At 67.6% G+C, this 13,751-nt stretch carries 13 protein-coding genes and 1 pseudogene; 10 read left to right on the plus strand and 4 right to left on the minus strand.

Annotated elements, in window-relative coordinates:
* A pseudogene (locus WKR98_RS28260) lies at nucleotides 1-129 on the plus strand (S-(hydroxymethyl)glutathione dehydrogenase); the annotation flags it as partial.
* 47 nt (nucleotides 130-176) lie between these two features.
* Here the strand turns inward: WKR98_RS28260 and WKR98_RS28265 are convergent.
* Complete coding sequence (locus WKR98_RS28265) at nucleotides 177-1,052, minus strand: TrmB family transcriptional regulator (protein WP_341435304.1); 876 nt, start codon at nucleotides 1,050-1,052, stop codon at nucleotides 177-179.
* 106 nt (nucleotides 1,053-1,158) lie between these two features.
* On the opposite strand from WKR98_RS28265, the gene WKR98_RS28270 reads away from it, so the two are divergent.
* The 5 genes from WKR98_RS28270 (at nucleotide 1,159) to WKR98_RS28290 (ending at nucleotide 6,575) form a co-directional block, all read left to right on the plus strand.
* Complete coding sequence (locus WKR98_RS28270; protein ID WP_124690011.1) at nucleotides 1,159-2,460, plus strand: class-II fumarase/aspartase family protein; 1,302 nt, start codon at nucleotides 1,159-1,161, stop codon at nucleotides 2,458-2,460.
* Nucleotides 2,457-3,335, plus strand: a complete 879-nt coding sequence (locus WKR98_RS28275) for an amidohydrolase family protein (RefSeq protein ID WP_341435305.1) — start codon at nucleotides 2,457-2,459, stop codon at nucleotides 3,333-3,335. Before WKR98_RS28270 ends, WKR98_RS28275 begins: the two co-directional genes overlap by 4 nt.
* An 11-nt stretch (nucleotides 3,336-3,346) precedes the next feature.
* On the plus strand, nucleotides 3,347-4,336 hold the full coding sequence (locus tag WKR98_RS28280) for a tripartite tricarboxylate transporter substrate binding protein (protein ID WP_161567840.1): 990 nt from the start codon (nucleotides 3,347-3,349) through the stop codon (nucleotides 4,334-4,336).
* Nucleotides 4,337-4,454: 118 nt separating this feature from the next.
* Nucleotides 4,455-5,510, plus strand: coding sequence for an aromatic ring-hydroxylating dioxygenase subunit alpha (locus tag WKR98_RS28285; RefSeq protein WP_341435306.1), 1,056 nt, complete (start codon nucleotides 4,455-4,457; stop codon nucleotides 5,508-5,510).
* A 60-nt stretch (nucleotides 5,511-5,570) separates the two neighbouring features.
* Nucleotides 5,571-6,575 carry a tripartite tricarboxylate transporter substrate binding protein gene (locus WKR98_RS28290; RefSeq protein ID WP_341435307.1) on the plus strand — a complete coding sequence of 335 codons (1,005 nt, stop codon included), beginning with the start codon at nucleotides 5,571-5,573 and terminating at the stop codon, nucleotides 6,573-6,575.
* An 18-nt stretch (nucleotides 6,576-6,593) separates the two neighbouring features.
* Here WKR98_RS28290 and WKR98_RS28295 read toward each other — a convergent pair whose 3' ends face one another.
* On the minus strand, nucleotides 6,594-7,133 hold the full coding sequence (locus tag WKR98_RS28295) for a MarR family winged helix-turn-helix transcriptional regulator (protein WP_341435308.1): 540 nt from the start codon (nucleotides 7,131-7,133) through the stop codon (nucleotides 6,594-6,596).
* 143 nt (nucleotides 7,134-7,276) lie between these two features.
* On the opposite strand from WKR98_RS28295, the gene WKR98_RS28300 reads away from it, so the two are divergent.
* The 3 genes from WKR98_RS28300 to WKR98_RS28310 are packed head-to-tail and all read left to right on the plus strand — an operon-like array spanning nucleotide 7,277 to nucleotide 9,652.
* Nucleotides 7,277-7,639 carry a protocatechuate 3,4-dioxygenase gene (locus WKR98_RS28300; protein WP_341435309.1) on the plus strand — a complete coding sequence of 121 codons (363 nt, stop codon included), beginning with the start codon at nucleotides 7,277-7,279 and terminating at the stop codon, nucleotides 7,637-7,639.
* Between the two features lies 1 nt (nucleotide 7,640).
* Nucleotides 7,641-8,480, plus strand: coding sequence for a class III extradiol dioxygenase family protein (locus tag WKR98_RS28305; protein ID WP_124690018.1), 840 nt, complete (start codon nucleotides 7,641-7,643; stop codon nucleotides 8,478-8,480).
* The gene (locus WKR98_RS28310; protein WP_341435310.1) at nucleotides 8,477-9,652 is read left to right on the plus strand and encodes a 4-hydroxybenzoate 3-monooxygenase; all 1,176 of its coding nucleotides are present in this window, start codon (nucleotides 8,477-8,479) and stop codon (nucleotides 9,650-9,652) included. Before WKR98_RS28305 ends, WKR98_RS28310 begins: the two co-directional genes overlap by 4 nt.
* Here the strand turns inward: WKR98_RS28310 and WKR98_RS28315 are convergent.
* On the minus strand, nucleotides 9,649-10,656 hold the full coding sequence (locus WKR98_RS28315) for a GlxA family transcriptional regulator (RefSeq protein ID WP_341435311.1): 1,008 nt from the start codon (nucleotides 10,654-10,656) through the stop codon (nucleotides 9,649-9,651). The two genes, WKR98_RS28310 and WKR98_RS28315, sit on opposite strands and share 4 nt — an antisense overlap.
* A 90-nt stretch (nucleotides 10,657-10,746) precedes the next feature.
* Between WKR98_RS28315 and WKR98_RS28320 the strand changes: the two genes are divergently transcribed.
* A complete protein-coding gene (locus WKR98_RS28320; protein WP_341435312.1) occupies nucleotides 10,747-11,916 on the plus strand; it encodes a zinc-dependent alcohol dehydrogenase in 1,170 nt (389 codons plus the stop codon).
* A gap of 10 nt (nucleotides 11,917-11,926) precedes the next feature.
* Here WKR98_RS28320 and WKR98_RS28325 read toward each other — a convergent pair whose 3' ends face one another.
* Nucleotides 11,927-13,627 (minus strand): amidohydrolase, encoded by a 1,701-nt coding sequence (locus tag WKR98_RS28325; protein WP_341435313.1) that lies wholly within the window; start codon nucleotides 13,625-13,627, stop codon nucleotides 11,927-11,929.
* Nucleotides 13,628-13,751 lie beyond the last annotated feature (124 nt).

The following is a 13,751-nucleotide window of genomic DNA, read 5'->3' on the forward strand; positions in this document are numbered from 1 at the left end:
GACTGGTACATGGACGGCAAGATCAAGATCGACGAACTCATCACCCACACCCTGCCGCTCGAACGCATCAACGAGGGCTTCGACCTCATGAAGAGCGGGCAGTCCATCCGCTCGGTCGTGCTGTACTGACGGCCCCGGTTTCCCCGGGACGCCCATCGGGCGCCCCGGGGGACCTTTCAAGACCCTTCCAGCACGTGCTTTTCCATCCCGGGCGGCCGGTATTTCTTGCGCAGCCTGGACAGCCCCTTGCCGAACCGGCCTTCGATCTCCTCACCCATGCTGGTCAGCATTTCCGCGAGATAGATCTCGTGCAACAGCAGCGTCTGGACAACGTAGATGATGGAGCGGTTGCGCGCATAGGACGCGCTCGGCGCCAGTCCGGGCGCCCGCGTGGAAATCAGCACGCCGTCGAAATCGGTCGTCATCGTCAGCATCACGTCCGTCGCGCCGCGTGAAACGGTCGCATCGCCTTCGTGAGGCAGCACCACCATGTCCGGGTGGCGCTTGAGGTCCTGGATGCCGGAGCCGAATCCGATGATGATGACCTGCACGCCGCGCTCGCACGCCGCTTGCAGCTCCGGCAATAGCGGCGAGATCAGCGCATCGGGACCCTTGATCCAGATCCGCTGGCCGGCGGCCTGAATCAGGTCCACCGTCTTCCGGTCGATCGCATCGGCCCCCTCGTAGAACCACATGAACGTGTCGTTGTCCGGCTGCGCCAGCGCGGCCATGTCGCGCGCCGCGGACGCGCACAGCGCCTGCGTGGAATGGGCCAGGTTGCCGAAATAGTCCTCGGGGTCGAGCGGCGCGTATCGCACCGGCGATTCGTTGACTGCCTGGATGGCCCCCTTGGCCTCGAGCGAACGCAGGACGCCGTACGCATTGGCACGCTGCAGCCCCGAGCGCTTGGCGATCTCGTAGGCCGTGGCGGGATAGGAATTGGCCAGCGCGATATAGGCGCGAGCCTCGTTTTCGTTGAATCCCAGGCGCTGCAAGGTCTGCTGGAGATCTTCGCGCGCACTGCGCGATTCGCGATCGATGGTCTTGGGCATGGACTTGGCGTGGTGGCGGTTTTCCCGAGTTTACTGCACGGCCGCTTGCTCATTTTTTTAGTAGTATCTATTATTACTACTAAACCGAGAACGTGGAAACGCCTTCATGCCCTCTTTCGACCAACTGTTTTCCACCCATGCCACGGTTGCTTTCTTCGTCGAATACGAAAAGGTACTTGCGCAGGTGCAAGCCGAACGCGGACTCATTCCGCCATGGGCCGCCGAACGCATCGGCAGCGACGCCAAGGTCTCGGCCATAGACCTGGCATCGCTGGAGCGTGCGAGCGGACAGGTCGGATTCCCCGTCGCTGCCTTCGTGCGCCAACTGGCCGATGCATGCGGCGAAGCCGGTGAATATCTGCACTGGGGCAGCACCACGCAGGACCTGCTCCTGAGCGCTCGCGCGCGCCAGGTCAACGCGGCCCTGCCGCGCCTGGATAGCCTGCTCGCCGGCGTCCTGGAGCGCCTGGCCGTGCTGGCCGCGCGCTACCGCGATACCCCGATGGCGGGACGCGGCTTCGGCGGCCACGCGCTGCCTATCACCTTCGGGTTGAAGCTGAGCCATTGGACGGTGCCGCTGCTGCGCCATGCCGAGCGCCTGCGGACCCTGCTTGCCCGGCCCATCGACGGAGAACTGGCGGGCGCCATGGGCACCCTGGCATCAATGGGAACCGAGGCGCTGGCCGTGCAGCGCGAGGTGCTGGACCGCCTGGGGCTGCCCATCCCGTTGGCCTCCGCGTCCAGCGCGCGTGACGCGGTGGCCGAAGTCGTCCAGTTCCTCGCGCTGCTGACCGCCAGCCTGGCGAAGATCGCCCAGGACATCGCCCACCTGGCCTGGACCGAAATCGGCGAACTGGCGGAACCGACGGCCGGCACCGCCGGCATGTCCAGCACGCTGCCGCACAAGGCCAACCCCATCCTGTCCTGGCAGATCATGACCGGCGCCACGCTGGTGCAGCGCAATGCCGACGCCATGATCGGCGCGGTCCGGCAGGAGCAGGAACGCTCCGGACACGGTTTCATCGAAGGCCGCGTCGTGCCCGAAGCCTTCATCGAGAGCCACGCCTGCCTGGAAAAGATGCTGGCGCTGCTGGATGGCCTGCGTGTCGATACCCGGCGGATGCGCCGCAACCTGGACGCGACCGGCGGCATGATCGTCGCCGAAGCCGTGCAGATGGCGCTGGCGCCCGCGCTGGGCAGGCTGCGCGCGCACGACCTGGTCCACCAGGCCTGCGCCGATTCGGTGGATCAGGACCGCCCGTTGCTCGATGCCCTGCTGGACATGCCCGCGATCCGCGGCGCGCTGTCCCGCGACACCTTGCGGCAGTTGCTGGATCCGTGCCGCTATCTCGGCGCGGCCGGCGCCGTCGTCGATCAAGTCGTGCGCCAGGTTGGAACCCGCATATGAGCCATCAGATCCCGCCCTGCCTGGGTCCGCGCACGACGGTGTCCGCCCCTTCCTGGCGCCCGCCCGCGGGATGCTGGGACACGCAGTTCCATGTCCTCGGTCCCGAAAGCCGCCATCCCTATTCCCCCGACCGGCACTACACCCCGCCCGCGGCGCGGCTGGAAGACTATTTCACGCTGCTCGATGCGCTGGGCCTGGAACGCGCCTTCGTGGTCCACGCCAATACCCAGGGTCCGTGCAACGACATCTACCTGGAGGCCGTCGGCCAGGCGCCGGAACGCCTGCTGGCGGTCGTGCGCCTGGACCAAACCTGCACGCCGGAAACCGTGCGCGACCTGCACCGGCGCGGCGCGCGCGGCGTCCGCTTCGCCTTCAATCCCCAGCACGGCGGCCGCCTCGATCCCTCGATCGTGCAGCACGTGCTGCGATGCATACGTCCATGGCGGTGGTTCGTCCAACTCCACTTCGACGGCGCCCGGCTGCCTGAACTCGAAGATTGGATAGCCGGCCTGGACGCACCGGTCCTTATCGATCATCTGGGCCGCGTCGCCATCGCCGACGGCCTGGACAGCGCGCCCCAGCGCGCGCTGCTCCGGCTCTCGCAGCAGCGCCACGTCTGGGTGAAGCTGTCCGGCGCTGACCGGGTCTGCGCGCCCGGCGCCTCGTTCGACACCGCGATCCCCTTGATGCGGCGGCTGGCGGAAAACGCGCTGGACCGGCTCACCTGGGGCAGCGACTGGCCCCATACCGGCTATTTCGCGCCCGCGCGCACGCCGGACGACGGCACGCTTTTCGAAACACTCATCCGCGCATTTCCGGTCGAAGACCGGATCGCCATTCTTCGAGACAACCCCGGCCGCCTGGCCGGATCATGAGGAGCACGAACATGAAGCATGGCCTGGTCATCGGCCTGTCGGTCCTTTTTTCGCTAGGCCTGGTGGCCCGCGCCTCGCACGCGGCCGCCCCGGATCCTCTGAACGGTTTTCCCGGCAAGCCGATACGCATCGTCGTGCCTTTCGGTCCCGGTGGATTCAACGATGCGCTCGCCCGCGCCATCGCCGCGAAGCTGTCCAACTCCCTGTCCCAACCCGTCATCGTCGACAACCGACCCGGCGGCGGAACCGTCATCGGCACGAATTTCGTGGCCAAGGCCCCGCCCGATGGCTATACCTTGCTGCAGCTGCCGGGCGCGCACGCCATCAACGCCGTCGCGATGGACAAGCTGCCCTACGACTCGCTGAACAGCTTCAGCTTCATCAGCATGGTCGCCACCTCGCCGTTCCTGCTGGTGTCCGGGCCGGCGTTTCCCGCGAACTCCGTTTCCGACATCGTGCGCATGGCGCGGGAAAAGCCGGGCACCCTGTCCTATTCGTCCTCCGGCACCGGCGGCAACGCCCATCTGATGGGCGAAATGCTCAAGAGCATGGCGAAGATCGACATCCTGCACGTCCCCTACAAGGGCGCCGGCCCGGCCATGAACGACGCCATCGGCGGCCAGGTCGATTTCACTTTCGCCACCTACGCGGGCGCGAGCGGCTCGATCAAGGCGGGACGCCTCAAGGCCCTGGCGGTCACGTCCAAGAAGCGCTGGGCCAAACTGCCCCAGGTGCCGACCATCGCCGAGGCGGGATTTCCCGACTACGAGGCCGAAGGCTGGTGGGGCTACGCCGCACCCGCCAACACTCCCCGCCCCATCGTCGACAAGCTGAACGAAGCCATCCGCCAGGCGTTCGCCTCGCCCGACATCCAGGCCTACCTGACTTCGGAAGGCGTGGACACGGTAGGTTCGACCCCCGAGGAATTCCGGGCCTATCTGGCGAACGAAATCCGCACCTGGCGCCAGTTGATCTCCCAGGCCGGCATCCGGCTGAACTAGACGCACGGGCGGGAAAACCCCCGCCCGTCGTTGTATAGAACAATTCAGTTCGCCGCCGATAGAGTCTCCCGCATCGAAGCCGCCACGCCGTGGCGGTCCGGTTCAAGGAGATTCGTTCGTGGAGCACGTCGTTCGCAACGCCTGGTACGTACTGGGCTGGACCGCAGAAATCGGCACCGGGCCTTTCGCCCGGCGGGTACTGGACGAACCCGTCGTTGCCTTCCGCCAGCGCGACGGCCGGCTTGCGGCCCTGCTGGACCGCTGCGCGCACCGCCTCGTGCCCCTGTCGCTGGGCAGCGTGGTGGACGACACGCTGCAATGCGGCTATCACGGCCTGCGCTACGACGACACCGGCGCCTGCGTGCACGTTCCCGGCCAGGCCAACATCCCCCCCGCCGCGCGCGTCCGCAGCTTTCCCGTCACGGAACGATACGGCGCCGCCTGGATCTGGATGGGCGACCCGGAACAGGCCGACCCCGGGCTCATTCCCGCCATCGAACGCTATGGCGCGCCGGGCTGGACCGTCATCTGGGGCGCCCCCCAGCACCATCGCTCGCACTACCTGAACATCGTCGAGAACCTTCAGGACCCGGCCCACACGACCTACGTTCATCCGGGCACCATCGGCAATCCGGCATCGAGCGACATTGCTCCCGTCATCGAGGAAAGCGAGGGCCACATCGTGACCTACCGCTGGACGCTCGACGCCGAACCGCCGCCCATCGACCGCAAGAACGCCAACTTCAGCGGGCTGGCCGACCGCTGCCAGTACTACCACTTCTTCCCGCCCTGCACCTCGCGCGTGGACGTGGTGACGATGCAGGCCGGCCAGGAGCATACGGAAGCGAACATGGACCTCGGCCTGCGCGCGTTCAGCTACAAGTTCCTGACGCCCGAGACGGACACGGCCACGCATTTCTTCTGGCTGCACGTGCGCAACTTCGGCGTGGGCGACCAGGAACTCGACCAGCGGCTGATGCGCGACATGGGCCGCACTTTCGAAGAGGACAACGTCATCGTGTCCGCCATGCAGCGCGAACAGGATGCCACCGGCGTGCGCCAACTGGCCTGGCTGCGCATCGACGCGGGCCCGAGCCGCGCCCGCCGCATGATCGAGAAGATGGCGGCCGCCGACGCCGCGGCCGCCGCCCCCGCGACCTCGACGGCGCCCTGACGCCCGCCGGTCGCCCGCCCACCCACCCGTTCCGCTTGCGTGCCGCCCAAGGAGGCCACCATGTCCCACCGTCCATACCCTCGTTTCCACCGAGCCTCGCCGCTGCTGGCCGGCCTGGCGCTCGCCCTGGCGGCGACGCAGGCCTGTGCCGGCGCCGCCGACGCCTACCCCGGCAAGCCCATCCGCCTCGTCGTTCCCTTCACGCCCGGCGGGCTGACCGACAAGCTGGCGCGCAGCGTGGCGCACGACCTGCAGGAAGCCTGGCAGCAGCCGGTCATCGTGGAAAACAAGCCCGGCGCGGGCGGCACCATCGGCGCCGACCTGGTGGCCAAGGCGCCCGCCGACGGCTACACGATCCTGCTGGGCACCCATGCGACCCACGCCATCAACGTCACCCTGCTTGCCAACCTGCCCTACGACGCGGTGCGCGACTTCGAGCCCGTCAGCCTGCTGGCGACGGTGCCCAACGTCCTCATGGTGCATCCCTCGGTCCCGGCGCACAGCGTGCAGGAGTTGATACAGCTCGCCAAGCGCAAGCCCGGCTCGCTCAACTTCGTCTCGCAGGGCATCGGTACCTCGGGCCACATGTCGGGCGACCTGTTCAAGTCGCTGGCGGGCATCGACATGGTCCACATCCCCGCGCGCGGTCCGGCGCAGGCCGTCAGCGACGTCATGGGCGGCCATGCCGACATCCTGTTCGACTCGGTCGCGATCGGCATGCCCATCGTGCGCTCCGGCAAGCTGCGGGCGCTGGCCGTGACCAGCCGCGAACGCTCGCCCGCCGCGCCCGAACTGCCGACCATGATCGAGGCCGGCGTCCCCGGCTACGAAATCGTGCTGTGGTTCTCGGTGTTCGCCCCCAAGGGCACGCCGGCCGACATCGTGCTCAAGCTGAACCACGAGATCGCGCGTGCCATGGGCAAGCCCTCGACGCGGGCCGCATTCGTGCAGGAAGGGCTGACGGTCTCGGCGTCCTCGCCGGAGCAACTGGGCCAATTCCAACAAGCGGAAATCACGAAATGGGCGCGCCTGATCAAGGCCTCGGGCGCCACGTCGAACAACTGACAGGCCGGCGCGGGCGGCCTACCAGACGCCCGCCAGGTCCGGCTTCGACGAGGTCCACTGGCGGCTCCCGCCGTTCCGGCGATCGGCCTTTTCCTTGAGCGGGTAGTCCTGGTTGATCTGTTCGGCCGTGCGGGTCAGGACGTTCAGCATGCCGTCGAGCTCCCGGATTCTTTCCGGCCCCAGTGCTTGCAGGATGCGGCCGTTGATGTCGGCGGTGATGGGAAACAGCTCGGCGTGCAGGGCCCTGCCCTTGTCGGTCAGTTCGATGGCCACGCGGTGCCGGTCGCTGCTGCGGCCGACCCGCGACACCAACCCCTTGGCGACCAGGTCGCTGATGGCGCGGGACACGAGGGGCCGGTCGGTATGCGCGCGTTCGGCCAGTTCGGAAGGCGCCAGCGTGCCGTAGTCGGCCAGCATCGCGATCAAGCGCCATTCCCGCCGGCTGATGCCGTAGCGGCCTTCGCACAACCGGATCACCAGCGCCCCGCTGACCGACAGCAGCCTGGCTATCCGGTAGTTCAGGAGTTCCTCGCAATTTGCGGGCTGCTCGAAGGACATGGCTGCTCCTGTGCCGACGGCGGTTGATTAGAACAATCAAGGACATGAAAGCTAGAGTCATTCTCCATAAAAAGCCCAGCAGCCGCAACGCCATACGCCGGCGCGGCCCTGGTCGTTTTCCCTCTACCCAAGGAGCATTGCCCATGACACTTCCCCAACGCGACCGGACACGGCCGATCGCCGATTCGCACGTCTTCGACCTGCGTCTTTCATGGAAGGGATACCGCATCAACAAGCTCTGCAACTCGCTTAGCGAGGCCGCCAACCGCGATGCCTACCGGGCGGACGAAGAAGCCTACATGACCCGCTTCGGCCTGTCCCACGAACAGAAGGCGCTGATACGCGCGCGCGATTTCACCGGCCTGCTCGACGCCGGCGCCAACATCTACTTCCTGCTCAAGCTGGGCGTGGTCACCGGCAACGGCCTTTACGTCATGGGCGCGCGTATGCGCGGAGAAAGCTACGAGGCCTTCCTGGCCACCCGCAACGACAAGGGAGCGGTCTGACATGGGACGCATCATCGCAGGCATAGGCACTTCTCACGTGCCCTCCATCGGCGCGGCCTACGACCGCGGCAAGCAGGCCACGCCGGCCTGGCGCCCCTTGTTCGACGCCTATGTCCCGGTGCGCGAGTGGCTGGAGGAGCTCAAGCCCGACGTGGCCATCATGGTCTACAACGACCACGGCGCCGATTTTTTCTTCGACAAATATCCGACCTTCGCCGTGGGCGCGGCCGACCGCTACGACATCGCCGACGAAGGCTTCGGCGTACGCCCGCTGCCGCCCATAGACGGCCACCTGGAATTCTCGCAGCACCTGTGCGAATCGCTGGTCTACGACGAGTTCGACCTGACGGTCTGCCAGGAAATGCGGGTCGAACACGGATTCCTCGTGCCCATGCACCTGTGCTTCGACCATACGCCCGGATGGAACGTCGCGGCCGTGCCCTTCGCCGTCAACGTGCTGCAGCATCCTCTGCCCACCGCGCGCCGATGCTACCGGCTGGGCCAGGCCATACGGCGGGCCGTCGAATCCTACCCGGCCGATCTGCGCGTCGTCATCCTGGGCACCGGCGGCATGTCCCATCAGTTGACCGGCCCCCACTTCGGCAAGATGGACCAGGACTGGGACCAGGACTTCCTGGACCGCATCGAACGCGACCCCGACAGCCTGTGCGAGCTCACCCACCAGACGCTGATGGAACGCTACGGCGCAGAGGGTATCGAGCTGATCATGTGGCTGGTCATGCGCGGCGCGCTGTCGAACCGGGCGCGGCGCGTCCACCGCCACTACTACGCCCCCATGACCACCGGCATGGGCCTGATCACGCTGGAGGAGCCGGTATGAGCGAGCGTACCCAGGTCGGCATCGTCGGGGCCGGCCCCGCCGGACTGCTGCTTTCCCACCTGCTGCACCGGGAAGGCATCGAATCCATCGTGTTCGACAACCGCAGCCGCGAACACGTGCAGCAGCGCCTGCGGGCCGGGGTGCTGGAACAAGGCACGGTCGATCTACTGGCCGAGGTCGGACTGGGCGAACGCATGCAGCGCCTGGGCATGCCGCAAACCAGCCTCGACTTCCGCTACGCCCGGGCCTCGCACCGCATAGACTTCGCGCAGGAAATCGGCCGCACGGTCATGGTCTATCCCCAGCATGAAGTGGTGCACGACCTGATCGAGGCACGGCTGGCCGCCGGCGGCGACCTGCGCTTCGACACCCCGGTCACCGCCATCCGGGACCTGGAAGGCCCCTCGCCCACCATCCTGGCCGGCCCGGAAGGCAGGCCGGTGCGCTGCGACTTCATCGCGGGCTGCGACGGCTTCCACGGCATCTGCCGCGACGCCATCCCGGCGTCGGTGATGAAGACCTACGACCGCGTCTATCCCTTCGGCTGGCTGGGCATCCTGGCCGAGGTCCCACCGGCCGCGCCCGACGTCACCTGGGGCTGCCACGAGACCGGCTTCGCCATGCTGAGCTTCCGCTCCCCCACGCGCAGCCGCCTCTACCTGCAATGCGAACCGGACGACGATCCGGACAACTGGTCCGACGACCGCATCTGGAGCGCGCTGCACGAACGCCTGGACGTTCCCGGCATGCCGCCGCTGATCGAAGGCCCCATCGTGCAGAAGGGCGTGACCGCCATGCGCAGCTTCCAGGTCGAGCCGCTGCGCCATGGCGCCCTGTTCCTGGCCGGCGACGCCGCGCACATCGTCCCGCCCACCGGCGCCAAGGGGCTGAACTCCGCCGTGGCGGACATACGCGTGCTCGGCCGCGCGCTGGCAGCGTATTACCGCCAGGGCTCCACCCGGCTCCTGGACAGCTATTCGGAAACCTGCCTGCGGCGCATGTGGCTGGTGCACCGGTTCTCGGCCGGCCTGTGCACCATGGTGCACAGCTTCCCGGGGCAGAGCGACTTCGCCCGGCGCCTGCAACGGGCCGACCTGGACTACATGACGGGATCCGAGCCGGGCCGGCGGGCCTTCTCGGAGAACTTCACCGGGTTGCCGATCGAGGCCTAGCCTTCCCCGCCGCTGCTGCCCGCGCTGGCGAAACGCTCGCGATACGCGCGGGGCGTGACGCCCAGGTGGCGCTGGAACACCTTGCGCAATTGGGCGTCCGAGCCGAAGCCGGCCCGCGCGGCCACGGTCTTGAGCGGCAGGGCCGCGTCCTCCAGCAGCCGGCGCACCAGGTCCACTCTTGCCGTCTCGACGAAGGCCTGCGGCGTGGCGCCGGTCTCGCGCACGAACACGCGCGTGAAGTTGCGCAGGCTCATGGCCGCATGGGCGGCCAGGTCGGAAACGGCCAGCGGCTGGTGCAGGTTGGACAGGATCCAGTCCTGGGTCTTGCGTATGCCCGGATGGCTGGTGGTCTGGCTGTTCAGGTGCATGCTGAACTGCGACTGCCCGCCCGGACGCTTCAGGTAGACCACCATGTCCCGCGCGACCTCCAGGGCCAGGTCGCGGCCGCAGTCCTCTTCCACCATGGCCAGCGCCAGGTCGATGCCGGCCGTGACGCCGGCCGAGGTCCAGATGTTGCCCTGCCGGATGTAGATGGCATCGGCCTGCACGTCGATGCGCGGATAGCGCTGCTGGAGCAGGCGCGACACGCTCCAGTGCGTGGTGGCGCGCCGGCCGTCCAGCAGCCCTGCTTCAGCAAGAAAGAAACTGCCCGAGCACAGGGCGGCCAGCCGCGCGATGCGGGGCGCGACCGCCGCCGCCCAGTCGACGATGGCCGGCGAGTGCCGCATGGCTTCCTCGATGTTGCGCGCGCCCACCAGAATGGCGGCATCGGGCAGATCGCGGCTGTCCAGGCCCTTGCTGGCGTGCAGCGACATCAGGGTATCCGATTGCACTACCCCGGGTTGCGGTGCGGCAATCTCGACCTGGTAGGCCGGCGGCAGGTCGCGTTTGCGCAAGTGCACATTGGCGTAGTCGAACACGCACAAGGGGCCGATCGCCTCCAGCGACTTGAACCCGGGATAGACGACGATATCGACGCGACGGACACGGAAATGGCTGCTCATGCGTGGATTTTAGTGCGCGGCGCGGACGGCACGGCGCTTGCTGCTCGTCCAGGCTCGCGCAACCCGGCGCGTACGACGAAGGAGAACGTCATGAAAGCACTGTGCTGGCATGGCAAGAAAGACATCCGGTACGAAACCGTGCCGGACCCGAGCATCGAGCAACCGGGCGATGCCATCGTCAAGGTCTCCGCCTGCGCCATCTGCGGCTCCGACCTGCACCTGTTCGACGGATTCATCCCCGGCATGAAAGCCGGCGACGTCATGGGACACGAGTTCATGGGCGAAGTGGTCGAGGTGGGATCGGACACCCGCGACCTGAAGGTGGGCGACCGCGTGGTCGTGCCCTTCACCATCGCCTGCGGCGCCTGTGAGCAATGCCGGCGCGGCAATTACTCGGTGTGCGAGCGCACCAACCGCAACAAGGAACTGGCCGACAAGGTCTTCGGGCATGCCACGGCGGGCCTGTTCGGCTATACCCATCTGACGGGCGGCTATGCCGGAGGCCAGGCCGAATACGTGCGCGTGCCGCATGCCGATACCACCCACATCAAGGTGCCCGCCGATCTGCCGGACGAACAGGTGCTGTTCCTGGGCGACATCCTGCCCACCGGCTGGCAGGCCGTGGCCCAGTGCGACATCCAGCCCTCCGACACGGTCGCCATCTGGGGCGCCGGGCCGGTGGGGCTGATGGCCATGCGCAGCGCCCAGTTGCAGGGCGCCCGGCAGGTGGTGGTGATCGATCACGTTCCCGAGCGGCTGGCCATGGTGGCCCAGGCGGGCGCCACCCCCATCGACTTCGACCAGGAAAGCGTGGTCGAACGCCTGCGCGACCTGACCGGCGGCAAGGGGCCGGAGAAATGCATAGACGCGGTGGGCCTGGAATCGCACGCCGCGCGCTCGTTGGACGCCATGTACGACCGGGCCAAGCAGGCGGTGATGCTGGAAAGCGACCGTCCCCACGTGCTGCGGGAAATGATCTACGTCTGCCGCCCGGCCGGCGTGCTGTCCATTCCCGGCGTCTACGGCGGATTGATCGACAAGATTCCGTTCGGCGCTTCGATGAACAAGGGCCTGACCTGGCGCATGGGCCAGACCCATGTCCAGCGCTGGAGCCAGGCCTTGCTCGAACTCATCGCCGAAGGCCGGATCGACCCCTCCTTCGTCATCACCCACAGCGAAGCGCTGGAGGACGGACCGGACATGTACGAGATCTTCCGCGACAAGGAGGACGGCTGCGTGAAGGTGGTCCTGAAACCGTGACCACCCCGCTTCAGAACGACTCGGCCCGGTACACCTGCCTGCCGCCCACGTAGGTCGCCAGCGCCTTCAGCCGCTGCACCTCGGCCGCCGGGATGCTGAGATAGTCGGCCGACAGCACGACGAAATCCGCCAGCTTGCCGGGCTCGATCGACCCCTTGATGTCCTGCTCGTCGGTCAGGCGGGCGTTGTTGATCGTCATCAGCCTGAGCACCGCGTCGCGCGAAGGCACGGCCTGGTCGGCACCGTAGACCCCGTCGGAAATCGTGTCCCGCGTCAGGAAGTGGTACATGGCCCAGAATGGATTGACCGGAATCACCGGCGAATCGGTGCCGCCGGCCAGCATGAAGCCCTGCTCCATGTAGGTCTTGAGCGGCGTGACCTGCGAGGCGCGGTCCATGCCCCAGTAGCGCTTGAGCACCGGCGCGGCCAGGTAGAGATGGTCCTGCACCGACATGCGCAGGTTCATCGCTTTGATGCGCGGATACTGGTCGGGGCGCGTAATGAAGGCGTGCTCGATGGTCCAGCCCTGCGCGCGGATGTCGCGCTGGGCATGGGCCCGCTCGTAGCCCTGCAGCACTTCGTCCACGGCGGCATCGCCCACCGCGTGCACCGCCACGCGCCAGCCGGCCTGGTTGATGCCCGCCACGTACTCGTTGAACGTCGCCTGCGGAATGGTCTGCAAGCCGTAGTAGGTACCGCCCTTGCCCATCTCCCCTTCGTAGGGCCGGGTCATGTAGCCGCCCTCGAAGCCACCGTCCACGCTGATCTTGATGCCCCAGACCTTGACCCACTCGTCGCCCTCGCCCTGCCGGATGCCGCCCCCCACGATGCTGGACCGGAAGTCGGCCAGGTCCTTGGGACGGAACAGGATGCTGTAGCGGACCGTGGCCTTGCCGCTGTCGCGCAGTTGCTGGAACTGGCGATAGGCCGCCACGTTCGTGCCCGGTATCCGGATGCTGGTCAGGCCGTATTCGTTCAGCTTCTTCTGCTGCGCCTCGAGCCGCGCCAGCGTCATCGGCGGCGGAGGCGGCAGCGGCGCGAGGCGCTTGGCCGTGTCGGTCAGCTCGCCGGTCAGGCGTCCGGCGGCGTTGCGCGGAATCGCGCCGCCCGGCGGCACCGGCGTCGCCGGCGTGATGCCGTACTTGGCCAACGCCGTATTGTTGAGGAAATAGCTGTGGCCGCCGCGCACCAGGATCACCGGCACGCCGGGCGCGGCCGCCTCCAGTTCGTCCGCGGTAGGCAGCCGTTGTTCCTTCAGCTGGGCCTCGTGCCAGTCGCTGTTGGACACCAGCACCTGTCCCGGCTTGGCGCCCTTGGCCGCCTCGGCCACCTTGGCGGCCAGATCGGCGATCGAGCGCGTGGCCGACAGGTCGATGCCGGGCCCCCCGCCCACGGCGTGCAGGTGCGAATCCGCCAGGCCGGGCACGACCGTGCGCCCGCGCAGGTCGACCACCTGCGTGGCGGGTCCCGCATAGGCCATGATGCGCTCGGTCGTCCCCACCGCGACGAACCGCCCGGCGCGCACCGCGAAGGCCTGCGCCACGGAAGAAGCGGCGTCGACCGTGGCGACCTTGCCGTTGACATAGACCGCATCCGCGGCCTCCGACGTCGCCGCGCCCCCCGGCCCGCGTGCCGCGCATGCGGCCAATAGCCCCACGGCGGCCGCCACGGCCACACGCCGTCCCCAAGACCCGCCAACCATCGTATCCATGGCCCGCCCCTCTCGTCGTTGGAAGGCGCCAGTGTGATCCCGACAATCTTTAAATGTCAAATACTTATCCGCCATGGCGGCGCATGCCGCGGCACCCGCGCTTCGTGCACAATGCGGGCAAGAT

Source organism: Pigmentiphaga sp. YJ18, from assembly GCF_038066655.1.
In the GTDB taxonomy this organism is placed as follows: Bacteria; Pseudomonadota; Gammaproteobacteria; order Burkholderiales; family Burkholderiaceae_B; genus Pigmentiphaga.